The sequence below is a fragment of the Methylobacterium mesophilicum SR1.6/6 genome, assembly GCF_000364445.2.
GTDB classification, from domain to species: Bacteria; Pseudomonadota; Alphaproteobacteria; order Rhizobiales; family Beijerinckiaceae; genus Methylobacterium; species Methylobacterium mesophilicum_A.
The window spans coordinates 3,254,760-3,278,785 of the sequence record NZ_CP043538.1 but is presented as its reverse complement, the minus strand read 5'-3'; the positions used below and the strand labels follow the sequence as shown (position 1 = coordinate 3,278,785).

The 24,026-nt window shown below is 71.3% G+C and carries 21 protein-coding genes; 17 read left to right on the top strand and 4 right to left on the bottom strand.

Going from position 1 to position 24,026, the window contains the following annotated elements; all coding sequences use genetic code 11:
• Positions 1 to 96 precede the first annotated feature (96 nt).
• Entirely contained in the window at positions 97 to 615 is a 519-nt protein-coding gene (locus MMSR116_RS15540) for a MarR family winged helix-turn-helix transcriptional regulator (RefSeq protein WP_010682195.1), read from the bottom strand.
• 120 nt (positions 616 to 735) lie between these two features.
• Here MMSR116_RS15540 and MMSR116_RS15535 point away from each other — a divergent pair, with 120 nt between their 5' ends.
• From MMSR116_RS15535 to MMSR116_RS15485, 11 genes are all read left to right on the top strand, one after another.
• Positions 736 to 2,019: an amidohydrolase/deacetylase family metallohydrolase gene (locus MMSR116_RS15535; protein WP_010682196.1), complete on the top strand. Its 1,284-nt coding sequence runs from the start codon at positions 736 to 738 to the stop codon at positions 2,017 to 2,019.
• Positions 2,020 to 2,029: 10 nt separating this feature from the next.
• A complete protein-coding gene (locus MMSR116_RS15530) occupies positions 2,030 to 2,899 on the top strand; it encodes an alpha/beta hydrolase (protein ID WP_010682197.1) in 870 nt (289 codons plus the stop codon).
• Between the two features lie 51 nt (positions 2,900 to 2,950).
• Positions 2,951 to 5,251, top strand: a complete 2,301-nt coding sequence (locus tag MMSR116_RS15525) for a xanthine dehydrogenase family protein molybdopterin-binding subunit (protein WP_158168880.1) — start codon at positions 2,951 to 2,953, stop codon at positions 5,249 to 5,251.
• Positions 5,248 to 6,120 carry an FAD binding domain-containing protein gene (locus MMSR116_RS15520; RefSeq protein WP_010682199.1) on the top strand — a complete coding sequence of 291 codons (873 nt, stop codon included), beginning with the start codon at positions 5,248 to 5,250 and terminating at the stop codon, positions 6,118 to 6,120. The genes MMSR116_RS15525 and MMSR116_RS15520 overlap by 4 nt, the downstream gene beginning before the upstream one ends.
• On the top strand, positions 6,117 to 7,316 hold the full coding sequence (locus MMSR116_RS15515; protein WP_010682200.1) for a xanthine dehydrogenase family Fe-S subunit: 1,200 nt from the start codon (positions 6,117 to 6,119) through the stop codon (positions 7,314 to 7,316). The genes MMSR116_RS15520 and MMSR116_RS15515 overlap by 4 nt, the downstream gene beginning before the upstream one ends.
• Before the next feature lie 34 nt (positions 7,317 to 7,350).
• On the top strand, positions 7,351 to 8,499 hold the full coding sequence (locus MMSR116_RS15510; protein WP_010682201.1) for an ABC transporter substrate-binding protein: 1,149 nt from the start codon (positions 7,351 to 7,353) through the stop codon (positions 8,497 to 8,499).
• 83 nt (positions 8,500 to 8,582) lie between these two features.
• Complete coding sequence (locus tag MMSR116_RS15505) at positions 8,583 to 9,455, top strand: branched-chain amino acid ABC transporter permease (RefSeq protein WP_010682202.1); 873 nt, start codon at positions 8,583 to 8,585, stop codon at positions 9,453 to 9,455.
• On the top strand, positions 9,452 to 10,486 hold the full coding sequence (locus tag MMSR116_RS15500) for a branched-chain amino acid ABC transporter permease (protein ID WP_010682203.1): 1,035 nt from the start codon (positions 9,452 to 9,454) through the stop codon (positions 10,484 to 10,486). Before MMSR116_RS15505 ends, MMSR116_RS15500 begins: the two co-directional genes overlap by 4 nt.
• Positions 10,483 to 11,298, top strand: a complete 816-nt coding sequence (locus MMSR116_RS15495) for an ABC transporter ATP-binding protein (protein ID WP_010682204.1) — start codon at positions 10,483 to 10,485, stop codon at positions 11,296 to 11,298. The genes MMSR116_RS15500 and MMSR116_RS15495 overlap by 4 nt, the downstream gene beginning before the upstream one ends.
• A complete protein-coding gene (locus MMSR116_RS15490) occupies positions 11,291 to 11,995 on the top strand; it encodes an ABC transporter ATP-binding protein (protein ID WP_010682205.1) in 705 nt (234 codons plus the stop codon). The genes MMSR116_RS15495 and MMSR116_RS15490 overlap by 8 nt, the downstream gene beginning before the upstream one ends.
• 1 nt (position 11,996) lies before the next feature.
• A complete protein-coding gene (locus tag MMSR116_RS15485) occupies positions 11,997 to 12,338 on the top strand; it encodes a Rieske (2Fe-2S) protein (RefSeq protein WP_432419909.1) in 342 nt (113 codons plus the stop codon).
• Between the two features lie 62 nt (positions 12,339 to 12,400).
• Here MMSR116_RS15485 and MMSR116_RS15480 read toward each other — a convergent pair whose 3' ends face one another.
• Positions 12,401 to 13,297: a LysR family transcriptional regulator gene (locus tag MMSR116_RS15480; protein ID WP_039892216.1), complete on the bottom strand. Its 897-nt coding sequence runs from the start codon at positions 13,295 to 13,297 to the stop codon at positions 12,401 to 12,403.
• A 116-nt stretch (positions 13,298 to 13,413) separates the two neighbouring features.
• Between MMSR116_RS15480 and MMSR116_RS15475 the strand changes: the two genes are divergently transcribed.
• The 5 genes from MMSR116_RS15475 to atzF are packed head-to-tail and all read left to right on the top strand — an operon-like array spanning position 13,414 to position 18,734.
• Positions 13,414 to 14,364, top strand: a complete 951-nt coding sequence (locus tag MMSR116_RS15475) for an ABC transporter substrate-binding protein (RefSeq protein WP_010682208.1) — start codon at positions 13,414 to 13,416, stop codon at positions 14,362 to 14,364.
• Positions 14,361 to 15,218 carry an ABC transporter permease gene (locus MMSR116_RS15470; protein ID WP_010682209.1) on the top strand — a complete coding sequence of 286 codons (858 nt, stop codon included), beginning with the start codon at positions 14,361 to 14,363 and terminating at the stop codon, positions 15,216 to 15,218. Before MMSR116_RS15475 ends, MMSR116_RS15470 begins: the two co-directional genes overlap by 4 nt.
• Entirely contained in the window at positions 15,211 to 15,993 is a 783-nt protein-coding gene (locus MMSR116_RS15465; RefSeq protein WP_010682210.1) for an ABC transporter ATP-binding protein, read from the top strand. Before MMSR116_RS15470 ends, MMSR116_RS15465 begins: the two co-directional genes overlap by 8 nt.
• Positions 15,993 to 16,907, top strand: coding sequence for a polysaccharide deacetylase family protein (locus MMSR116_RS15460; protein ID WP_010682211.1), 915 nt, complete (start codon positions 15,993 to 15,995; stop codon positions 16,905 to 16,907). The genes MMSR116_RS15465 and MMSR116_RS15460 overlap by 1 nt, the downstream gene beginning before the upstream one ends.
• Positions 16,908 to 16,928: 21 nt before the next feature.
• The gene (gene atzF / locus MMSR116_RS15455; protein ID WP_010682212.1) at positions 16,929 to 18,734 is read left to right on the top strand and encodes an allophanate hydrolase; all 1,806 of its coding nucleotides are present in this window, start codon (positions 16,929 to 16,931) and stop codon (positions 18,732 to 18,734) included.
• Positions 18,735 to 18,983: 249 nt separating this feature from the next.
• Here atzF and MMSR116_RS15450 read toward each other — a convergent pair whose 3' ends face one another.
• Both MMSR116_RS15450 and MMSR116_RS15445 read right to left on the bottom strand, forming a co-directional pair.
• Positions 18,984 to 20,333, bottom strand: coding sequence for a sigma-54-dependent transcriptional regulator (locus tag MMSR116_RS15450; protein ID WP_010682213.1), 1,350 nt, complete (start codon positions 20,331 to 20,333; stop codon positions 18,984 to 18,986).
• Positions 20,330 to 22,159, bottom strand: coding sequence for an ATP-binding protein (locus tag MMSR116_RS15445; protein WP_039892514.1), 1,830 nt, complete (start codon positions 22,157 to 22,159; stop codon positions 20,330 to 20,332). The genes MMSR116_RS15450 and MMSR116_RS15445 overlap by 4 nt, the downstream gene beginning before the upstream one ends.
• A gap of 340 nt (positions 22,160 to 22,499) precedes the next feature.
• On the opposite strand from MMSR116_RS15445, the gene MMSR116_RS15440 reads away from it, so the two are divergent.
• Positions 22,500 to 23,843, top strand: a complete 1,344-nt coding sequence (locus tag MMSR116_RS15440) for a dicarboxylate/amino acid:cation symporter (RefSeq protein ID WP_010682215.1) — start codon at positions 22,500 to 22,502, stop codon at positions 23,841 to 23,843.
• The last annotated feature ends 183 nt before the right edge of the window (positions 23,844 to 24,026 follow it).

Genomic DNA, 24,026 nt, shown 5'->3' with positions numbered 1-24,026 from the left:
TGTAGTCTGGCTGAAAATGCGTATTCTATTACAAAAAGGTCAGTCGAGGTAGCGGAAGAGGCCCAAGCCTGATCGCGCCGTAGGCATAGGCACATCTCACTCGATGATGGCCTGTCCTCGCCGGTGTTCGTGCCCACTTATGACGCGTCTCAGGAGTTCGGTCAGGTGCTCTTGTTCTTTCGGCGTGAGCGCTTCGATGGTCAGAGCATGCGCCAGCCGCGCTGCCGGCTCCATTGCGCTGTGGAGGGCCACGCCCTCTGCTGTGAGGCGACAGAGCTGGGCGCGACGATCCATGAGTGACTTCGAGCGAGTGACGAGGCCGCGCGCCGCAAGCCGTTTCAGGGCGCCGGTTGTCGTCGTTCGGTCGAGGGCGACTGCGCCCGCGAGCGTCGTCTGATCCGCTTCCTCGAGGTCACGCAGAACAGAGAGCAGACTGTACTGCAGCGGAGTGATGTGGAAAGCGGCACATCGCTCGGCAAAGAGGCTGACGTGGATCTGATGTATGCGGCGGGCGAGGAAACCGGGGCGCTCGGCCAGCGGCCACTGATGCGGACCCGCAGTCGCCTCTGCTTCCGTCGGCTCCTCCGCGATTCCGGTCGGTAAACGCTCGTCCATCTATCGCTCCCCAGATCAGTTCCGGTCTTGGCACGCCCTATGCGTCGCCGGAATACGAAGCGTGCTTCGCATCCGGCAAGAACGGGGCCGGCGTCGGTCGGTCAGGATCACGAGGTCGAGATGGACAAACACCGCTACGATCTGGTTTTGCGGGGCGGGCGGGTGATCTGCCCCGCCTCCGGCGTGGATGGCATCCGCGACGTGGCGGTGCGCGACGGGCGCATCGCGGCCGTGGAGGAGACCATCCTGCCGTCGGCCGCAATCGAGGTGGTCGACGTCTCGGGCAAGCTCGTTCTGCCCGGCATGATCGACACGCACGCCCACGTCTACCAGTACGTCACCGGCCGCTTCGGCCTGAATCCCGACATGGTCGGCGTGCGCTCCGGCGTCACCACGGTGGTGGACCAGGGCGGTCCCTCCTGCATGACCCTTCCGGGATTTCGCCATTTCATTGCCGAGCGCTCCGAGACGCAGGTGCTCGCCTTTCTGTCGGCTTATCTCGTCGGCGGCTTGGAAGGGCATTTCTATCCGAACCTCTACAGCCCGGACGGCGTCGACATCGACGCGACGGTGAAGTCCGCCACCGAGAACCGCGACCTCGTACGTGGCATCAAGGGCCACGCCGAGATCGGCGGCTTCGCCCGCTGGGGCATCAAGGTCATGGAGATGGCGGCCGAGATCAGCCGGCGCGCCGACCTGCCGCTCTACGTGCATTTCGGTCAGCTCTGGGGCCTGCCGGAATCGGGCGCCAACGGCGAGGATGCCGACACCATCGTCGAGCGGGTGATCCCCCTGCTGCGGCCGGGCGACGTGCTGGCCCACCCCTTCACCCGCCACCCGGGCGGCTTCATCAACGAGCAGGGCGAGGTCCACCACATCATCCGCCGGGCGATGGAGGCCGGGCTCAAGGTCGATGTCGGCCACGGGAGCCACTTCTCCTACCGCGTGGCCCGCGCGTCCCTGCCGGCGGGCGTGATCCCCTACACGCTCGGCGCCGACATGCACGGCTACAACACCGAGGTCCCCGAGGTGAAGAAGCCCGCCGGCACCCCGGACGAGCACCACGACGACGAGAACCACCCGTTCCTCGGGCAGGCCCGGTTCAGCCTCACCCAGGCGATGAGCTCGATGATGGCGCTGGGCATCCCGCTGGAGGAGGTGGTGCCGATGGTGACGTCGCACCCGGCCGAGATGCTGCGCATGGGCGACCGGATCGGCGCCCTCAAGATCGGCTACACGGCCGATGTCTCGGTGCTGCACGACGATCGCGGCCGCTTCCTGCTGCGCGACAACGAGGACACGCGGGTGATCGCCGACCGCCTGCTGCGACCGGCCTTCTGCCTGCGGGCAGGGAAGCGCTTCGAGGCCGACTCGCCGATCCTGCCCCAGGCGATCGCGGCCTGAGGTGGCGCCGGTGCCCGCCTTCGTCCTCGACGACCCGACCCCGCCGGACCCGCGCCGCCGCTGGGACAGCCTGGACTTCGCGGCCCGGGGCGCCTGCTACGACAACAACGCGGGCGTGCCCGACAGCGCCGCGCAGGTCGCGGCCCGCAACGCGGCCTCCGCGGCCTACCGCGCGGCGCACCCGGCCGGGCTCGACATCCCCTACGCCGCCGGCGCGCGCACCGGCTTCGACCTCTACCCGGCGGCGGAGACGGGGGCGCCCTGCCTCGTCTTCGTCCACGGCGGCTACTGGCAGCGCAACGCCCGGGCCGATTTCGCCTGCTTCGCGGAAGGGCTGAACGCCGCCGGCTGGTCGGTGGCGATGCCGGGCTACACCCTGGCACCCGAGGCGAGCCTTACCGGGATCGTCGCCGAGATCGGGGCCGCCCTCGACTGGCTCGCCGCGCACGGGACGGCGCGCGGGATCGGCGGCCCGATCGTCCTCGCCGGCTGGTCCGCGGGGGCGCAGCTCGCCGCGCTCCATCTCGGGCATCCCGCCGTGTCCGCGGGTTTGGCGATCTCCGGCGTCTACGACCTCGCGCCGATCCGCGAGACCTACCTGAACGAGAAGCTCGGCCTGACCGACGGGGAGATCGAGACCCTGTCGCCCCCGCGGCTGGCCGTCGTGCCCAAGCCCATGACGGTCGCCTACGGCAGCCGGGAGCTGCCCGCCCTCGTCCGCGACGCGCGCAACCTCCACGCCCTGCGCAGCGCCGCCCACGCGCCGGGCATCCTGCTGCCGGTGCCGGGCGCCGACCACTTCTCGATCCTCGACGAATTCCGCCGGCCCGACGGCCTTCTGGTCCGCGCCGCGCAGGATGTTCTCGGAGGCGCCCGATGAGCCGCGAGGGCGTCGGGGGCTCCCCTGCCCCGCAAGGAGGACGACCGCCTGATGCGCGGGCGCGGCCAGTATGTCGGCGACCTCCGGCTGCCGGGGATGCAGGACGTCGCCTTCGTGCGCAGCCCGCTGGCCCATGCCCGGATCCGCGGCATCCACGTGCCGGAGGCCTACCGCGACCGCGTCTTCACCGCGGCCGACCTCAACGGCGTGCTGCCAATCCGGGCGGTCTCGGGACTGCCCGGCTTCAAGGTCTCCGAGCAGCCGGTGCTCGCCACCGGCAAGGTCCGGCAGGTCGGCGAATTGGTGGCGATGTGCGTCGCCCCGACCCGCGCGGAGGCCGAGGACATCGCCGCGGCCGTCGTCCTCGACCTGGAGGAGCTGCCCGCAATCCACGACATGCTGGCCGCGCGCGCGCCGGGCTCCGCCCTGGTCCACGAGCACTGGGGCGACAACGTCTTCCTGGAGACCCTGGTCGATGTCGGCATCGAGAGTGCCCTCGACGCGCCGATCAAGGTCAGCCGCACCATCTCGACGGGCCGCCAGTGCATGGCGCCGATCGAGGGCCGCGGCACCCTGGTGAGCCTCGATCACCGCCTCGACCAGCTCGTCGTCCACACCGCGAGCCAGATGCCGCACATCGTGCGCAACGGCCTCTCGGAATGCCTCGGGATCGAGCAGGGCCGCATCCGCATCGTCTCGCCGGATGTCGGCGGCGGCTTCGGCTACAAGGCGATCCTGCTCGCCGAGGACGTGGCGCTGGCGTGGCTCGCGCTCCGCTGCGGCCACCCGGTCCGCTGGCTGGAGGACCGGCGCGAGCACCTGACCGCCAACGCCAATTGTCGCGAGCACCATTACCGGATCACCGCCTACGCGGAGCGGGACGGGACCCTGCGCGGCATCGATTGCGAGGCCACCGTCGATTCCGGCGCCTACTCGGCCTACCCGTTCTCGGCCTGCCTGGAGGCCGCGCAGGTCGCCAGCATCCTGCCCGGCCCCTACGATTTCCCGGCCTATCGCTGCCGGACGTGGTCGGTGGCAACCAACAAGTGCCCGATCCTGCCCTACCGGGGCGTCGCCCGCACCGGCGTCTGCTTCGCCCTGGAACTGGTGCTCGACGCCGTCGCCCGCGCGGCGGGGGTCGCGCCCGAGACCGTGCGCGAGAAGAACCTCGTACGGCCCGACCAGATGCCGTTCGAGAACATCACGAAGAAGCACTTCGACAGCGGCGACTACCCGGAGGCGCTCGCCCGGGCGCTGAAGGCCATCGACGTGGAGGCAATCCGCGCCCGCCAGCGGCAGGGCGAGCCGGACGGGCGCCGGATCGGCCTCGGCCTCGCGATCTACTGCGAGCAGGCCGCGCACGGCACCTCGGTCTATTCCGGCTGGGGCATCCCGATGGTGCCGGGCCACGAGCAGGCGAGCGCCCGCCTGACCCCGGATGGCGGCCTGGAGCTGCGGATCGGCGCCCATTCCCACGGCCAGGGCCTGGAGACGACGCTGGCTCAGGTCGCCCACGAGATCCTCGGCGTTCCGGTGGCGCGCACCCGCCTCGTCCACGGCGACACTGCCATGACCCCCTACTCCACGGGCTCCTGGGGCTCCCGCGTCATGGTGATGGCGGGCGGCGCCGTGGCGGCGGCCTGCGAGGCGTTGCGCGACCGCGCCGTCCGGATCGGCGCCCACCTGCTCCAGGCGAGGCCCGAGGAATGCCGGTTCGAGGGCGGCCACGTCGTCGGCCCCTCCGGCGACGTCCCGCTCGAGGCGATCGCCCGCACCTGGTACCGGCGCCCGCAGGACCTCGCCCCCGACACCGATCCGGGCGGCCTCGAAGTCACCGCCGGCTACAAGCCGGTGCGCGATTCTGGCACCTTCTCGTACGCGGCGCACGCGGCCGTGGTGGCGGTCGATCCCGATCTCGGGGCGGTCGAGATCCTCGACTACGTCATCGTCGAGGATGGCGGCACGCTGGTGAACCCCCTCGTGGTCGACGGCCAGATCTACGGCGGCCTCGCCCAGGGGATCGGCACGGCCCTGTTCGAGGAGATGCGCTTCGACGCCCGCGGCCAGCCGCTGGCCTCGACGTTGGCCGACTACCTCCTGCCCGGCGCCGCCGACGTGCCGATGGCGCGCATCGACCACATGGAGACGCCCTCGCCCTACACGCGCTTCGGCCAGAAGGGCATCGGCGAGGGCGGCGCCATCGCGCCCCCGGCGGCGCTCGCCAACGCCATCAACGATGCGCTGGCGCCGCTCGGCGTCGAGATGCTGCATTCGCCCCTCACCCCCCGACGGATCGTGGAGGCGGTGCTCGCCACCCGCGCGCCCGCCGAGACCGCGCGGGAGGCCGCATGAAGCCCGCCGCCTTCGCCTGGGAGCGCCCCGACAGCCTGCCCGCGCTGCTGGCGCGCCTCGCCGAAGCCCCCGCGGGCGTGAAGCTGATCGCGGGGGGCCAGTCCTTCGGGCCGATGCTGAACCTGCGCCTCGTCGAGCCCACCCTGATCCTCGACATCACTGGCATCCCCGAACTCCGGGACGCGCGGGTCGAGGGCGACACGCTCGTCCTCGGGGCCTGCGTGACCCACGCCGACGTCGAGGACGGGCGCGTCCCGGACCTCACCGGCGGCGCGCTGCGGCGGGTCGCGGCCGCCATCGCCTACCGGCCGGTGCGCAACCGCGGCACGATCGGCGGCAGCCTCGTCCACGCCGACCCGGCCGCCGACTGGGTGAGCGCTCTGACCGCCCTCGGCGCCGAGGTCGAGATCGCCGGGCGGAGCGGCCGCCGCACCCTGCCGGTGGAGCGTTTCGTGACCAGCGCCCTCGAAGTGGCGCTCGGCGCGGACGAGATTCTGGTCGCGGTGCGCGTCCCGGCGCTGCCGGCGGGCGCGGCCTGGGGCTACGTCAAGCACTGCGCGAAGATCGGCGAGTTCGCCCACGCCATCGGGGCCGTGCGCCTCGAACCCGGGGCGGGCCGCGGCCGGGCCGTGATCGGCGCGGTCGAGGGGCCGCCCGTGCTCCTGGCCGATGCCCGCCCGCTCTTCGGCGGCCGCATCGGCGCCGACTTCGCCGCGCGCTTCGACGCCGGGGCCGCCGACCTCGCGCTGCGGGATGCCGGCATGGCCGACGCGGTCGAGCGGCACGTCCACGTCACCGTCCTGAGCCGCGCGGTGGCCGCGGCGGCTGCGCCCGATCCCCGATCCGACACCCTTCCGGAGGCCGCATGAGCGCCGCGCTGGTCGAACCCGGGCCGTCGCGCATGGCCCTGGCGCTGACGGTGAACGGCCGGGCCGTGCGGGTCGCGGCCGAGCCGCGCAGCCATCTCGGCGACGTGCTGCGCGACGGGCTCGACCTCACCGGCACGCATCTCGGCTGCGAGCACGGCGTCTGCGGCGCCTGCACCGTCCTTCTGGACGGCGAGCCGGCCCGCGCCTGCCTGACCTACGCGGGGGCCTGCGCGGGGGCCGCAGTCACGACGATCGAGGGCCTCGACGCGGACGCGATCGCGGGCGAGTTGCGGGCCGCCTTCAACCGCGAGCACGCGCTCCAGTGCGGCTACTGCACGCCCGGGATGCTGGTGGCCGCCCGCGATTTGGTCCTGCGGCTGCCCGAGGCCGACGAGCGGCGGATCCGCGTCGGCCTGTCGGGCAACCTGTGCCGCTGCACCGGCTATGCCGGCATCGTCCGGGCCGTGATGGCGGTGATCGCGGAAAGGCGCGGGCGCGGCATCCCCCCGGAGACCGGTGCGGCGCGGCCGCTCGGCCCGGTCGGCGCCCGGATCGGCGACGCGGCTTTCGCGCCCCTGGAACCGCCGGCGGATCGGATCGCCCCGGCGGCGCCCGCGGCCGTCGCGGACCTATCCGACGCGTTCACGCCGGCCCACGGCTTCACGCAGGTGCTCGACCTCCTCCACCCGCCGGAGGCCGTCTTCGCCCTGCTGGGCGACCTCGCGGCGGTCGCCGCCTGCCTGCCGGGCGCGGTGCTGACGGCGCGGCCCACCCCCGACACGGTCGAGGGCGGCCTGCAGGTGCGGATCGGGCCGATCGCCGCGACGTTTCGCGGCCGCGCCCGCCTCGAACGCGACGAGGCCGCGCGGACCGGGGCGGTCCACGGGGCCGGCAGCGACGCGGGCGGCCGCTCGGCGACCGAGGGCCGGATCCGCTACCGGGTCGAGGCCGGGCCGACGCCCGGCACCGCCCGGGTCGACCTCGACGTCGGCTACACCCTGACCGGGCCGCTCGCGCAGTTCGGCCGGCCCGGCCTCGTGCGCGACCTCGCCGGCCGCATCGCCGCGGAGTTCACCCGCAACCTCGATGCCCGGCTCTCGGGCGTCGCGGCGCCGGCGCCCGCCGGCCTCAACCCGCTCCGCCTGCTCCTCGGCCTCGCCCGCGCGCGCCTCGCGGCATGGTTCGGCCGCGCCTGATCCCATCCCGCCTCAACGCACCGGAGACACGCGAATGCCCAGCAGGTTCACCCTCACGACCGCGATCCTGCTGGCGCTGACGACGACGGGCGCCCGGGCGGAGGCGATCCGCATCGGCGTCAACGAGCCGCTGACCGGGCCGTTCGCGGCCTCGGGCACCTACGTGGTGAACGGCGCCAAGATCGCGGCCGACGAGATCAACGCCAAGGGTGGCGTCCTCGGAAAGACGCTCGAACTCGTGATCGAGGACAACAAGAGCAACCCGACCGAGGCCGCCGCGGTCGCCGAGAAGCTGATCACCAGCGACAAGACCCCGGTGATGATGGGTGCCTGGGGCTCCAGTCTGACGCTCGCCGTGATGCCCAAGCTCACGGATTACGAGACGCCGATGCTGGTCGAGACCTCCTCGTCCGGCAAGATCACGACCTCCGGCAACCCCTACGTGTTCCGGATCTCGCCGCCCTCGTCGCTGGAGGCCGAGACCTTCGCGCCGATGGTGTCTCGCCTCGGGCTGAAGAAGGTCGACTTCCTGGTCCTCAACAACGATTTCGGCCGCGGCGCCGCGACCGATTTCGGCAAGATGCTCAAGGACAAGGGCGTGACGGACGGCCTCGTCGAGACGATGGACCAGGGCGCGCAGGACATGAGCGCCCAGCTCGCCAAGCTGAAGGCGTCGGATTCCGACACGATCATGATCACGAGCTCGGTCGATCAGCTCGTGCTGCTGTTCAAGCAGATGGCGGCGCTCGGCCTGAAGAAGCGGGTCATCACCACCGGCGGATCCCAGAACCCGGACCAGATCATCGCCCAGGCCGGCGCGGCCGCCGACGGCACGATGCACCTGACGACCTTCCTGCCCTGGTCGCCCGACAAGACGCCGGACCCGAAGGCCACCGAGGCCTTCATCGCCGCGTGGAAGAAGCGCGGCTTCGAGTTCGCCGGCGTCACCGAGAGTTTTCGCGGGTACGACGGCATCCGCGCGATCGCCCATGCCATCGAGAAGGCGGGCTCGGCCGATCCGGCCGCGATCACCAAGGCGTTCTGGTCGGTCGACTTCGTCGGGCTCAACGGGCCGATCCGCTTCGCCAAGGCCGGCCCCGCCGGGAAGGAGAGCGGGCAGAGCAAGCCCGACGTCTACCTCATCGAGATCAAGGACGGGAAGGTGATCGTGCCGACGCTGTGAGCGCCTCCGGACCGGCGGCCCGACGCCGGTCCCCTCGCCCGTCCACCGGCCCCCTGGCCGGGGCGCACTCTCGGAGGCCGCCCGTGAACGAACTGATCCAGCACCTCGTCAACGCGCTCATCCTCGGCGGCACCTACGCGCTCTTAGGGATCGGCCTGACGCTGATCTTCGGGATCATGAACGTCGTGAACTTCACCCACGGCGCGCTATACACGGTCGGCGCCTATGTCATGTACCTCGCGGTCTCGGCCCTGGGACTGAACTTCTTCCTGGCGCTGCCGGTGGCGATCGTCGGGGGGCTCCTGCTCGGGGCCGCGATCGAGCTGGTGCTGCTGCGCCCGTTCCGGGGCTCGGACATCGACACCACCATGCTGGTGATGATCGGTGCCGGCATCATCCTGCAATCGGGCACGCTCTGGACCTTCGGCGGCGTCGCCAAGGCGATCCCCGCGCCCTTCCCCGAGGCGCCGCTGCAGATCGGCCCGGTCTCGGTCTCGTGGCTGCGGCTGTTCGTGCTCGGCGCGGCGCTGGCCCTGATCGCCCTGACCTACGCGCTGATCAACCGGACCAAGCTCGGGCTCGCCATGCGCGCCGCCTTCCAGGATGCCGACACGGCGGCGCTGATGGGCGTCGACGTCCGGCGGATCTACACTGCCACCTTCGCGCTCGGCTCGTCGCTGGCCGCGGCCGCCGGCGCCCTGCTCGGGCCCGTCTACGTGGTGTTCCCGCAGATGGGCGGCCTCGCCGAACTGAAGGCCTTCGCCATCGTCATCCTGGGCGGCCTCGGCAACGTCACCGGCGCGGCGATCGGCGGCTTCATCCTGGCGCTCGCCGAGGAGCTGGGGGCCGGCTACGTCTCCTCCGGCTACCGCGACGCGATGGGGTTCCTGATCATCATCGCGGTCCTGCTCTACAAGCCGACCGGGCTGTTCGCGAAGGCGGAGCGCATCGGATGATCCGGCTCCTCCCCCTGGCGCTGCTCGCAGGCCTCGTCGTCCTGCCGCTTGCCCTCACGGGCAATCCCTATCTCCTCAACGCGCTGATCGTGATGGGCATCCTGACGATCGGCGCCATGAGCCTGAACCTGCTCCTCGGCTTCACCGGGCAGCTCAGCCTCGGCCACATCGCCTTCTTCGGCATCGGCGCCTACGTCAGCGCGCTGACGAGCCTCGGCTTCGACGTCGATCTCGGGTTCGGCATCCGCGCGGTCCACGAGCCGTGGCCGGCAGCGGTCGGGTTCCTGCTGGCGACGGTCGCGGCGGGCGGCTGCGGCTACCTGATCGGACGGCTCTCCTTCCGGGTGCGGGGCGCCTACTTCGTGATCGTGACGATCTCCTTCGCCGAGGTCGTGCGGCTCGTGGCACTCAACTGGGTGGAGCTGACGCAGGGGCCGCTCGCGCTCACCAACATCCCGGCCATCACCCTCGGCCTGCCGGGCCTGGGGATGTGGACGCTCAAGACCAAGCTCCAGAACTACTACCTCGTGCTGGCCGTGGGCACGCTCTGCTACGCCGTGATCGCCCGCCTGGTCGGCGGACGCTTCGGCCGGGCGATGCGGGGCCTCAAAGAGAACGAGCCGCTGGCGCTGTCGGTCGGCATCAACGCCACCCGCACGCTGACGGTGGCGGCGGTGATCTCGGCCGCGATGGCCGGCGCGGCCGGCAGCCTCTACGCCCATTACCTGCGGATCATCGATCCCGACGTGTTCCTGTTCGCCACCACGGTCAGCATGGTCATCATGGTGGTGGCGGGCGGCAAGGGCACCCTGATGGGCCCGGTCGTCGGCGGCCTGATCTTCGGCCTGCTGCCGGTGGCGCTCCGCCCGGTCATGGCGCCGGAGGCGCAGTGGATCGTCTACGGCCTCGTGCTGATCGTGATCCTGTTCGTGATGCCGCGGGGCATCGTGCCGGGACTGGCGGCGCTGCTGGGCCGCCGCCCGGCCCCGGCCGCGCCCGTCCTCGAGGCCAACCCGGCGGTGCAGCGATGAGCGCGATCCTCTCCGTCGAGCATGTTGGGGTCCGCTTCGGGGGCCTGGTCGCCATCGCCGACCTGCATTTCGACGTCCGGGCCGGCGAGATCGTCAGCCTGATCGGCCCGAACGGGGCCGGCAAGACGACGGCCTTCAACGTGATGACGGGCTTCCTCAAGCCCAGCCAGGGCGCGGTCCGCTTCCGCGGCACGTCCCTGAAGGGCCTGCCGCCGCACGCGATCACGCGGCTCGGCCTCGCCCGCACCTTCCAGCGCACCAGCGTCTTCCCGGACGACACGGTGTTCGACAACGTGATGATCGGCCTGCACCAGATGGGCGCCGCGGCGGGCCGCGCGCCCATTCTGGACGCGCTCCTCGGCCGCGCGGGGGCCGGCGAGAGGCAGCTGCGCGTCCGGGCCGCGGCGCTCCTCGACTGGGTCGGGCTCGCCGGACGGGCGCAGGAGAAGGCCGGCGCCCTCGCCTACGGGGAGCAGCGCCTCGTCGGCGTGGCGCTGGCGCTGGCCACCGAGCCCGCCATGCTGCTCCTCGACGAGCCGGTCTCGGGAATGAACGCCTCCGAGACGCGGGTCTTCGTGCGGCTGATCCGGCAGATCCGGGAGCGCGGCGTCACCATCCTCCTCGTCGAGCACGACATGCCGATGGTGATGGAGGTCTCCGACCGCATCGTCGTGCTCAATTACGGCCGCCTGATCGCCGAGGGGCCGCCGGACCGGATCCGCAGCGACCCGGCGGTGATCGAGGCCTATCTCGGCCAGGGCAGCGCCGCCCGGCAGGCCGCCGCGGCGGTTCGGGAGGCGGCCCATGCTTGAAATCCGCGACCTCGTCTGCGGCTATGGCCACGTCACCGCACTCAAAGGGCTGTCGATCGACGTGCGCGAGGGCCAGCTCGTCGCCCTCGTCGGCGCGAACGGCGCCGGCAAATCGACGACGCTCCGGGCGATCTCCGGCCTCGTCCCGCCGCGCTCCGGCACGATCCGGTTCGACGGCCACAGCATCGCGGGCGCGGAGGCCCGCCGGATCCTGGCCGCAGGCATCGCCCATTGTCCCGAGGGCCGGCGCGTCTTCCCGCAGATGACGGTGTCCGAGAACCTCGCCACGGGCGCGTATCTGCGACGCGACCGGGCGGCCGTCGCGGCGGATCTGGAGCGGATCTACGGCGAGTTCCCGCGCCTCGCCGAGCGCCGCGACCAGGCGGCGGGCACGCTTTCGGGCGGCGAGCAGCAGATGCTGGCGATCGGTCGGGCGCTGATGGGGCGTCCGAAGCTCGTGATGTTCGACGAGCCCTCCCTGGGGCTGGCCCCCAACATCGTCGAGCGGATGTTCGCGGTCATCCGGGCGATCCGCGACGCCGGCACGACGGTGCTGCTCGTCGAGCAGAACGCCTTCGCGGCCCTTGAACTCTGCGACTACGCCTATCTCCTCGAGACCGGCCGCATCGTGCTGGAGGGCTCGGGGCAGGCGCTCATCGCCGACCCGCACGTCCGGGACGCCTATCTCGGTGGCTGAGATCGGTCGGCCGACGCGCCTGCGCCTCGGCCCGGCCGACCTGCTCGGCGACCGGGACCTGATGCCGGTCACCGCGGGCGGGCATCACTGGCTGCTCGTGCGCGATGGCGCGCGGATCGTCGCCGCCGAGCGGGCCTGTCCGCACGAGGGGGCGGACCTGGCGCTCGGCCGGTGCGCGGGTGGACGGCTGCTCTGCCCCAGGCATCTCGCCTCCTTCGACCTTCGGGACGGTTCCGTCTCGCCGGGCTGGTCGTTTCGTGCCCTTCGCCTGTTCGCGGTCGAGACCGTATCCGATGGGCTATGGCTCCGGCTGGGAGACAGCGTCCGGAAGCAAACGTCCTGATCAACTCCGAGACGCGTCTCCGACTCTGAGGAGCTGGGCGCGGTATCGACACGCACGACGCGTCAGGGATCGTCACGGTTGAGCCGGACGGCGAGCTGATCGGCAAACTTCGCCGCCGCCACGGAGAGGGATCGACCGCGCAGCTGTGCCAGGACCAGGGTCATCGGCGTCAGGTCGCGGGTGTCGATGGGCCGGCTGTGCAGGCGTGGATCCTGCGGGATGCCGCTCGGGATCTGCAGGCTGACCACATCCTCCCGCAGGGTGAGATTGCGCAGGAACTCCAGGGACCCCGATTCGACCACCGGCCGCAGTTCGACGCCGCGGCGGGCGAGCGTGTGCTCGATGTGGTGGCGGATCGCGAGCGAGCGGTCCGGCAGGGCCAGGGCATGGGCGAGGCAGTCGCGCAGTCGCACCGGGCCGCTCTCCGCCGCCAGGGCATGGCCCCGGCGCATCAGTGCGCAGAGTGTCTGGTGGCCGGAATAGAGCGGGTGCAGCTCCGCCGAGGGCGGCGGCTGCAGGATCAGGGCGAGGTCCGCCTCGAAGGCCGCGAGGGCGGTGACCGCCTGCGCGTGATCGCGGACCTGCACGGTGAAGCCGACCTGGGGAAATCGGCTGCGATAGGCCTCCACCTCCTCCGGCACGACCTGCGTGATGAAGGCCTGGCTGCAGGCCAGCGCCACGTGGCCCCGCCTGACCCCGGAGAGGTCGGCGATCTGCGAACGAACCCGGTCGAGGTCCGCAGCCTGGTCGCGGATATGACGGACGAAGAGTTCGCCGGCCGCGTTGAGCCGCATGCCCTGCGGCAGGCGCTCGAAGATCGGCGTGCCGAGCTCGTGCTCGAGATCCTGGATCTGGCGGGTCAGGGCTGACGGCGTCAGGTTCAGCCGCTCCGCAGCGCGCCGGATCGAGCCGGCACGGGCGACCTCGGCGATGTACGTGACACTGCGCAGGTGCTTCAAACGATCGGCTCCGGTCCGTTTCCCGAAACGCAACACCATGCTCAGATAATAGCACTTCCTTGCAACATCGTGCGCCCCTAGCGTCGTGGACATCGGGACTCTGCAGGAGCCATGCGATGATCCGCCGCCGTACCCTCCTGGCCGGTTTCGGGGCCGGCCTCGTCGCCGGGCCGTTGTCCGGGGCACGCGCCCAGAGCACTCCGGTTACCATCCGGATGGGCTCGCTCAAGCTGATCCACTCGATCGCGCCGAGCTTCTACGAGCGGTTCACCCCCGCGGGCGTGACGGTGGAGGTGGTGCCGTTCGAGAGTCCCACCGAGTGCAAGAACGCCGTCGTCACCAAGTCGGTCGATTTCGGCACCTTCGGAATCGCGGCGGCGACGCTGGGGGCCGCGGCCGGCGAGCCGATCGTCGTCATCGCCTCCACCTGCAACCGCGGGATGGCGGTGATCGCCAAGAAGGATTCCGACATCCGCGCCATCAAGGATCTCCGCGGGAAGCGCGTCGCGATCTGGCCCGGCAGCACCCAGGAGGTCTTCGTCCTGGAGCGGATGCGCATGGAGGGCCTCTCCGTGAAGGACATCACCCCCGTGCGGGTCTCCTTCTCGGAGATGCACATCGCGCTGGCCCGCGGTGACGTCGATGCCTATGTCGGCGCCGAGCCGGGCCCCGGCGTGAGCCTCGCCTCGGGGGTCGGGCAGCTCGTCGAGTACCCGTACGGCACCGAGATGGGCGCGCTGAACATGGTGTTCGGCGCCCATCGCGACACGCTGGCCGAGCGGCCGGACCTCGTCCGGACCATGCTGGAGATCCACCGCAAGGCGACCGACTTCGCGGCCGGCGACCGCAACGCGATGATCGCCATGGCCGTGGCCAAGCTCGGCCAGAAGCGCCAGGCGCTCGAACTCTCGGCCCCGAACGTCGAGCTGACCTGGCGCCTCGGGCCGGACGAGGTCCGTCAGGCCGGCGCCTACGCGCAGCACATGCTGGCGCTCAAACAGATCAAGCGCCTTCCCGAGGCGGGCTTCATCGACACTCGCTTCGTCGACGCGATGGGGCGGGCGTGACCACCGGGGTCGAGGCCGGCGCCCTGCCGGTGACGCCGGCCCCGACCCGCGGGGCCGGCCGGGCCGGGTCCGGGCTCGTCCATCTGCGCCGGCTGGCGCTCGCCGGCGTGGTGCCGGCTCTGCTCCTGGCAGTCTGGCAGGTGACCACCGCGGGCCGGCCCTACAGCCTGATCCCGCCCCCCGCCGACGTCTGGGCCGAGCTGCAGGATCTCGCGGTCGGCGGCGTCAACGACGACGCGTTCAGCGGCACCTTGTGGACCCACCTCGCGGCCTCGCTGGGACGCGTCTACGGCGGCTTCGCGCTCGCGGCCGCCGCGGCCCTGCCGCTCGGCCTGCTGATCGGCCGCGTCCCGCTGATCCGGGCCCTCCTCGATCCGGTGCTGCAGGTGCTGCGGCCGGTCCCGGTTACGGCGTGGCTGCCGCTCGCCATGATCCTGTTCGGCCTCGGGCCGCGCTCGGCCTTCTTCCTCGTGTTCCTCGGGGCGTTCTACCCGATCCTGGTCAACACGGTGTTCGGGGTCCGCTCGGTGGAGCCGCGCCTGTTCGAGGCGGCCGCGATGCTGGGCTGCACCGGGCCTTCCCAGTTCGGCCGGGTGGTGCTGCCGGCGGCGCTGCCGTCGATCTTCACGGGCCTGCGGCTCGGCCTCGGCTTCGCCTGGGTGGTGATCGTCGTCGGCGAGATGACCGGCGTCCAGACCGGCCTCGGCGCGATCATCATGGAGGCGCGCCAGCTCTCGCGCACCGAGATCGTGATCTGCGGCATGGCGGTGATCGGGGTCGCGGGCTTCGTGTCCGACTGGCTGGTCATGCAGCTCGGCCGCCGCCTGCTCGCCTGGAGCCCCACCCATGGCTGATCCCACGATCCCGATCCTCGACATGCGCGCAGTCTCGAAGACCTACACGGCGGGTGGGCGCCGCACGGAGGCCCTGCGCGAGGCGAACCTCACCGTGTCGCGGGGCGAGTTCGTCTGCCTGCTCGGCGCCTCGGGCTGCGGGAAGTCGACGCTGCTGCGGGTCGCCGCCGGCTTCGAGGCGCCGAGCGCCGGGGAGGCCCTGATGTGGGGCAAGCCCATCGCCGGCCCGGGGCCGAGCCGCGGCATGGTCTTCCAGGATTACGGCCTGTTCCCGTGGCTCACCGTGCGGGACAATATCGGCTTCGGCCCGAAGGCGCGGGGCCGCTCCGCCGCCGAGGTGCGCGACACCGCCGAGCGCTACATCGCCCTCGTCGGCCTCCAGGCCTTCGCCGACGCCTATCCGCACCAGCTCTCGGGCGGAATGAAGCAGCGCGTCGCCATCGCCCGGGTACTCGCCAACGAGGCCGAGGTGGTCCTGATGGACGAGCCCTTCGGGGCGCTCGACGCGATGACCCGCGAGCGCCTGCAGGACGAGCTGCTCGACCTGTGGTCGCGCACCGGGCTGACGATCCTGTTCGTCACCCACGCCATCGAGGAGGCGATCTTTCTGGCCGACCGCATCGTGATGATGTCGCCGGGTCCCGGCCGGATCGAGGCGATCCATCCGGTCGAGCTGCCGCGGCGGCGCGACGTGTCGAGCCCCGCCTTCAACGACCTGCGGCGGATGCTGACAGCCCAGCTCCACAGCCACCACGCCCCGCGGGCCGCCGCCTGATGGACACGGCCCCCGACGATCCCCGCCGGCCTGAGAACCGCCTCGCTTACACCGCCGCCATCGACCGGCCGCGGCTGACCCTGCCCGATGGCAAGCACGTCGCGATCTGGCCGGTGGTCAATGTCGAGCACTGGCTGATCGACCACCCCATGCCGCGCCAGATCCTGGTGCCGCCGACCGCCGCGAGCCTGCTGCCCGACATCCCGAACTGGGCGTGGCACGAGTACGGTATGCGGGTCGGCTTCTGGCGCTTCCTCGAGGCCTTCACCAGCCGCGGCATCCGCCCGACCCTGTCGATCAACGGCTCGGTCTGCCGAGCCTATCCGCGCATCGCCGAGGCCGCCCACGCGGCCGGCTGGGAGTTCATGGCCCACGGCTTCCACCAGGTGCCGACCCACCGGATCGACGACCAGCCGGAGATGATCGCCCGCACCATCGCGGCGATCACCGAGATCACAGGGCGCCCGCCGCGCGGCTGGCTGGGGCCGGGTCTCACCGAGACCCTCGACACGCCCGACCACCTGCACGCGGCCGGCCTCGAATATGTCGGCGACTTCGTGGTCGACGACCGCCCCTGCCGCGTCGCGACGCGCACCGGGCCGCTCTTCGCCCTCCCCTACTCGGTCGAGCTGAACGACATCCCGCTGCTGGCCATCCAGCACCACCGGGCCGATGAGTTCGTGGACCGGGCGCTCGCCAACCTCGACCGGCTCGCTCTCGAGGCTGCGAGTCCCGGCCCGCTCGGCGGCGCCAAGGTCATGGGTTTCGCGATCCACCCGTACATCACCGGCGTCCCGCACCGGATCGGCCTGCTGGAACGGTTGCTCGACGCGATGCTAACGCGCACCGACGCGGTCTTCTTGCAGGGGACAGAGATCCTCGACTGGTACCGCGCCACCGGCGACGCATCCTGAGCCGCGACCCGAGGAGCCGCCGTGCCGCCCTTCCCGACGATCCCGCTTCTGCACGCGGCCTATGCCGACGGCCTCGACCCGCGCGCCGTCGTAGCCGCGGCCTATCGCCGGATCGCCGAGGTCGACGATCCCGGCATCTTCCTCGCGCTGGTGCCGGAGGCCGACGCGCAGGCCGCGGCGGCCGCGCTGCCGCCCTTCGACCCCGTGTCGATGCCGCTCTGGGGCGTGCCCTTTGCCGTCAAGGACAACATCGACGTGGCCGGGCTGCCGAACACCGCCGCCTGCCCAGACTTCGCCTATAGCCCTACCGAGACCGCACCCGCCGTGGCGCGCCTCCTGGCGGCCGGAGCGATCCTGATCGGCAAGACCAATCTCGACCAGTTCGCCACCGGGCTCGTCGGTCTGCGCACGCCCTACCCGGCCCCGCGCAACGCGATCGATCCGGCCTTCGTCCCCGGGGGCTCCAGCAGCGGCTCCGCCGTGGCGGTGGCGCACGGGATCGTGTCCTTCGCCCTCGGGACCGACACCGCGGGCTCGGGCCGTGTGCCGGCGGCGCTGAACAACATCGTCGGCCTGAAGCCGTCCCTCGGGGCGGTCTCCAGCCGCGGCATGCTGCCGGCCTGCCGGACCCTCGACACGCTCTCGGTCTTCGCCGGCACCGTCGCCGACGCCGACGCGGCCTTCCGGGTCATGCTGGGTCCGGACAATACCGATCCCTGGTCACGGGCGCTGCCCGTGCCGCCCGCGCCCGCCGGCCTGCCGCCGGGTCTGCGTCTGGGGCTTCCGGATGCGGCGAGCCGGCGGTTTGGCGGCGACGGCCTCTCGGAGGCGGCCTTCGCGGCGGCGGCCGCGGATCTCGAAGCGATCACGGGCGCGGGGGTGCCGGTCGACCTGGACCCCATGTTCGCCGTGGCGGCCCTGCTCTATGACGGTCCGTGGGTGGCCGAGCGCTACGCGGCGGTCCGGCCGGTCATGGAGACACGGCCCGGGATCCTGCACCCGACGACGCGGGCGGTCATCGCCGCGGCCGAGCGCTACAGCGCCGCGGACGCCTTCGCGGGCCTCTACAGGCTGGCGGAGCTGCGCCGGCACGCGGACGCGATCTGGGATCGCATCGACGTCCTCGCCGTGCCGACCTATCCGCGCCCGCGGACCTGTGCGTCCGTCGCCGCCGACCCGATCGGGCCGAACAGCGAACTCGGGACCTACACCAACTTCGTCAACCTGCTCGATTGGTGCGCCCTCGCAGTCCCGGGACGCTCCAGGACCGACAGCTTTCCCTCCGGCGTCACCCTGCTGGCGCCGCGCGGGTGCGACGGGTTGCTCGCCGCTCTGGGCGCGCGCCTGCACGCGGCCTCGGCCGGCCGGATCGGCGCCAGTGCGGCACCGGTCCCGACCGCGAAATCGGGGCCGGCTTCGGCGAGGCCCGGCGAGATCGAGCTGGCGGTCGTGGGAGCGCATCTGTCGGGCCTGCCCCTGAACGGCGAGCTGGTCGCATGCGGCGCCCGGTACCTCCGCGCGGGGGTGACGCGGCCGGATTACCGCCTCTACGCCCTGCCCGGCGGGCCGCCGCATCGTCCCGGCCTGCTGCGGGTGGCCGCCGGTGAAGGAAGCGGGATCGAGACGGAGGTCTGGGCGTTGCCGCCGTCCGCCTTCGGGACTTTCGTGGCCGGAATACCGGACCCGCTCAGCATCGGTACCGTACGGCTCAACGACGGGACCACGCCGAAGGGCTTCCTGGTGGAGGCGGCCGGTATCGCGGGTGCGGCCGATATCACGCGGTTCGGCGGCTGGCGCCGCTACGTGACCGGCTGTGCGGCGGCGTGACCGGCGTGCCGCAGCTGGCCAAAGCAGAATGAGGGCTTCGAGCAACTCCGCCGGGGAGGCGGGCGAACCTCAACCAAACCGACCCTGCTCCGCGAGCGCGGCCGCTCGATTTCCGCAACCCGCCTCGCCTCATCCGGCGTGTCGGTCGTGGACTGCGCGTCAGACAGGTCGGATCGTAATCTGCTGACCTGATCTGGAGGAGGCGCAGCAGAATGAGCCGTTGAGATCAAACGATCCCCAAGATCGCGGCTACCGGTAATCGGCCGGGTTAAGTCGGTGGCGCGTCATCTTATCGTAGAGCGTCTTGCGCGGCAGGCCGAGCGATTCAGCGGCCGCGCGGACGTCCCCGCCCGCGACCTGCAGCTCCTCCCGAATGAGCCGGCTCTCGTAGCGGTCCATCTGCTCGGCCAGCGTTCCGGCGGACCCCTCGGGCGCGACTTGATGCACTTCGACGAAGCCCAGGGCGTAGCGTTCGGCGAAGTGGCCGAGCTCGCGGACGTTGCCGGGCCAGGCGTGCTCCCGAAGGTGATCGCGAATGGCCGGGGTGATCGCCGGCACCGCCTTCCCGAAGCGCTCGGCCGCGCGGCGCAGGAAGTGCTCGAATAGCAGCATCACATCATCGCCCCGGTCGCGCAGGGGCGGGATCGCCACCGTTATGACGTTGAGGCGGTGGTAGAGATCGTCGCGGAACGTGCCCTGCGCCGCCGCTTGCCCAAGATCGACCTTGGTGGCTGCCACGACCCGCATGTCGACCGGCCGCACCTCGTTGGTGCCGAGCGGTTCCACGGCGCGCTCCTGGAGCACCCGCAGGAGCTTGACTTGAAGTGGCAAAGGCATGCTCTCGATCTCGTCGAGGAACAGCGTGCCGCCGTGGGCATGCTCGATCCGGCCCACGCGGCGCTTGACCGCCCCGGTGAAGGCGCCCGCCTCGTGCCCAAACAGCTCGCTCTCCACCACGGAGTCCGGCAGGGCACCGCAATTCATCGCCACAAGATTGCGCCCGGCGCGGCGGCTCCAGCGGTGCAGGGCGCCCGCCACCACCTCCTTGCCGGACCCGGTCTCGCCGAAGACGAGCACGTCGACATCGGCTCGCGCCACCTCGCGCACGAGCGTCCGCAGACGGTCCATCGCGGGGGAATCGCCCAGAAAGGCGGAGTCCTCCTTGACCGCCGCGTCGAGCCGGGCACGCAGCGCCCGGTTCTCCAGGACGAGACGCCGCCTCTCCAGTGCCCGGCGCACCGAGGCGACCAGTGCCTCGGCCGGATAGGGCTTGGCCAGGAAATCGTAGGCACCGCCCTGCATGGCCGCCACGGCCATGCGGATGTCGCCGTGGCCTGTGATCAAGATCACCGGCAGATCCGGATCAACCCGTTGCAGCCGTGCCAGAAGGCCGATCCCGTCGAGGCCCGGCAGACGCACGTCGCTGATCACGACGCCTGGCGGAGAGGCCAGGATCGCCGCGAGGGCCGGCTCGGCCGCCGGGAAGGCCTCGACGGCAAAGCCATCGAGCTCCAGACTCTGGCCGTTGGCCCGGCGCACCTCGGCTTCGTCGTCGATGAACACGACGCGCTCGGGCGTTCCCGCTCCGCCTTCACTCACTGCGCCGCCCCCACGCGCTGCCCCGATGCCCGATCCGCCCCCGCCGCCCGGATGAGCTCCATCCGGAAAACCGTGCCGCCCCCCGGTTCGCAGACCAAAGTCAGGTTCCCACCGCAATCCTCCACGATCCCGCGGGCGATGGCGAGGCCGAGCCCGAGGCCGTCGCTTTTGGTCGTGAAGAACGCATCGAAGACTTGGCCGCGCTCCGCCGTCGGGATCCCGGGGCCGGAGTCAGTCACTTCCACCGCCACGCGCTCGGAAACCGCGGCATCGACGCGCAGACCGACGCGGGCGTCGGGACGTCCGGCCACCGCGTCGAGGGCGTTCTGGAGAAGGTTGACCAGCACCTGCTCCAGACGCGGCCCGTCCCCGAGGACGCGCAGCTCCGGATCGGACGCGTCCGCCTCCAGGGGCACGCCCAGGGCGGCGGCGCGGGCGCGCACCAGTTCCAGTGCGTTGTCCAGCACTCCGCCAAGCGGCACCGGCTCCCGGCGCGGCGAGGCGCGCCGGGCGAACCCCTTGAGCTGTCGCGTAAGCCCGGCGATGCGATCGGTGAGCCGGCCGATGGCGGCGGCGTTCTCGGCCGCGTCCTCCGTCCGGCCGCGGCGGACGAGGACCGCAGTGTTGTCCGCGTAGGAGCGGATCGCGGCGAGCGGCTGGTTGATCTCGTGCGCCATGCTGGCGGCGAACTGTCCGAGAGCCGCAAGCCGGCCGGCCTGGGCGAGCTCGCGGCCGAGGCGCTCGCGCTCGGCCTCAGCGCGCTGCCGCTCCTCGATCTCGGCGCGCAGCTGCGCGTTGGCTTCCCGCAGGGCGCGGGTTCGCTCAGCGACGCGGCTCTCCAGCTCTGCCCGGCGCGAGGCCGCTTCCGCAAGCCGCGCCCGCGTCCGGCGGCCCCGGTCAGCCAGGGCTACGGCCCCGAAGCCCGCCAGCGCCGTGGTCAGGGCAGCGATGATCCAGGCCTGAAGCCGCTCGCGCTCCACTGTGGTTCCGACCGGGGTCAGCGTGTGCAGGGTCCAGCCGGTCCCGGGCACAGGCGCCTGGGTGGTGATCGCCGTCCAGGCCGGGAGCGCCCCACGCCCGATGCGACTGACATCGGCCTGGCCGGTAGCATGCAGGGGCAACCGCTCCAGCGCCGCGGTTCCGAACTCGCGACCCGCCTTGATCCGGGCGCGTTCGGCAGCGTCCAGGGCGTCGAGCGTCCCGAAACGCCAGGACGGCTCGCTGGTGACGAGGACGATGCCGCGGGCATCGGTGACGAACGTGACTTCCTGAGCGGCCCGCCAAGCCGCCTCGACCGCGTCGAATTCGACCTTGACCACCACGACCCCGACCGCCGCGCCGATGCGCCGGGCCAGGTAGAGACCGGGCCGGCCGCTGACGGTGCCGAGGGCGAATTGCGAACCCGCGCCCTCGGTGACCGCCTGCCGGAAGTACGGACGGAATGCGTAGTCGCGCCCGACGAAGCTTCCGTCGCCGCCGGCATTGCTGGCCGCCACAGTTACCCCTTCGGCACCGATGACGTAGATCACCGCCGCGCCGGTGGCCGCTGCCACTTCGGAGAGCCGGCGGTCGACCCGGTCCAGGAGTTCGCGCCCGGCTCCCGATGCGACCGCCGCAGCGACCTCCGGGTCGGCGGCGAGCGCCAGCGGCAGGGATGCCTGCTTCTGCATCTCGGCAAGCAGCAAGCCGACTTGGAGCCCGATCGCCGATCGGGCCCCGCGCCGCAGATCCGTGAGCGCCCAGCGCTCCGCGGCGCGTCCCGCGAGCCAGGCCGCGGTGACGATTGCGCACAGGCAGGCGAGGACGATCAAGCCGCGACCCGGCATGATCCGGGCCGCCCGCTGCCGCGTGGTTTCCGAGGCCTCGATCACGGAACATCCACCGGAGCGGAGAACCAGACCGTTCCGGCCATGCGGGTGCGGATTTCCGCACGACCGGCGACCCGGCAGCCGATCAGCGTTTTGAAAAATCTCATACGGAACAACGTTTTAACAAAAGATCGTCGGCGCCCATCTCGTGGCACGGCCGTTGCCATTCACAGAATGAAACACAGCCATGTCCTCAAGGCAAAGCTGTGTTCCGGAAGGCCAAGACCAAGCGCGGAACCTGCCGGACTACGCCGGCGCCAGCCGCCCCGATGAAACCCGACGACAGGGAGAACGCCCCATGGTTGCCGTACCATCCCCGCTCACAGCACCCCATCCGCCCGCCAAGCCCAGGCCGATCTACAGGACCTTGTACTTCCAAGTCCTGGTCGCGGTGGCGATCGGCATCTTGCTCGGACATTTCTATCCGCAGCTCGGCGCCGAGCTGAAGCCGCTCGGTGACGCCTTCATCAAGCTCGTCAAGATGATCATCGCCCCGGTGATCTTCCTCACTGTTGTCTCCGGCATCGCCGGGATGACCAACCTCGAGAAGGTCGGCCGTGTCGGCGGCAAGGCGCTGATCTACTTCCTGACGTTCTCGACGCTGGCGCTGATCGTCGGCCTCGTCGTCGCCAACGTGCTCCAGCCCGGCAACGGACTGCACATCGACCCGAAGTCGCTCGATCCGAAGGCGATCGCCACCTACGCCGGCAAGGCGAAGGAGCAGAGCATCGTCGATTTCCTGATGAACATCATCCCCACGACGGCTGTCGGCGCCTTCGCGGGCGGCGAGATCCTGCAGGTGCTGTTCTTCTCGGTGCTGTTCGGCTTCGGCCTCGCCTTCCTGGGTGACCGCGGCAAGCCGGTGCTCGACATCATCAAGGTGCTCTCCGAGGCGATCTTCGGCGTCGTCAACATCATCATGAAGGTCGCCCCGATCGGCGCCTTCGGCGCGATGGCATTCACGATCGGCAAGTACGGCATCAGCTCGCTGGCCAACCTCGCCTACCTCGTCGCCGCCTTCTATCTGACGTCGGCGATCTTCGTGCTGGTCGTGCTGGGAGCGGTCGCCCGCTACAACGGCTTCTCGATCATCAAGCTCATCCGCTACATCAAGGAAGAGTTGCTTCTCGTGCTCGGCACGTCCTCGTCCGAGTCGGCGCTGCCCTCGCTGCTGGAGAAGATGGAGCGGGCCGGCTGCTCGAAGCCGGTGGTCGGCCTCGTGGTGCCCACGGGCTACTCGTTCAACCTCGATGGCACCAACATCTACATGACCATGGCGGCGCTGTTCATCGCCCAGGCGACCGACACACCGCTGAGCCTCGGCGAGCAGGCGCTGCTGCTGCTCGTGGCGATGCTGTCCTCGAAGGGGGCGGCGGGCGTCACGGGCTCGGGCTTCATTACCCTGGCGGCGACGCTGGCGGTGGTGCCGTCCGTGCCGGTGGTCGGCATGGCACTGATCCTTGGGGTCGACCGGTTCATGTCTGAGTGCCGGGCTCTGACCAACTTCATCGGCAATGCGGTCGCCTGCATCGTGGTTGCGCGCTGGGAGAACGAGGTCGATGAAGCCAAGCTCGCCGACGCCCTCGCCGGACGGAGCGTGCGTGAAGCTGTGCCGACGGGCGCGCTGCAGCCGGCTGAGTAATGGAAGCCGCAGTCGGTCGCCGCGCGACCGACTGCGGACAGAGCAGGCGGACCGGCCAATCGCTGTCATTGGACCGGTCCCGGCCCTTGAGCGTTCGGCGAACCCGCAGACATCCCGCGCAGGCACAGGTATCCAGTCCTGATCCGACTGGAAAGCGGCACGCCCCATTCGGATCCCATCAGT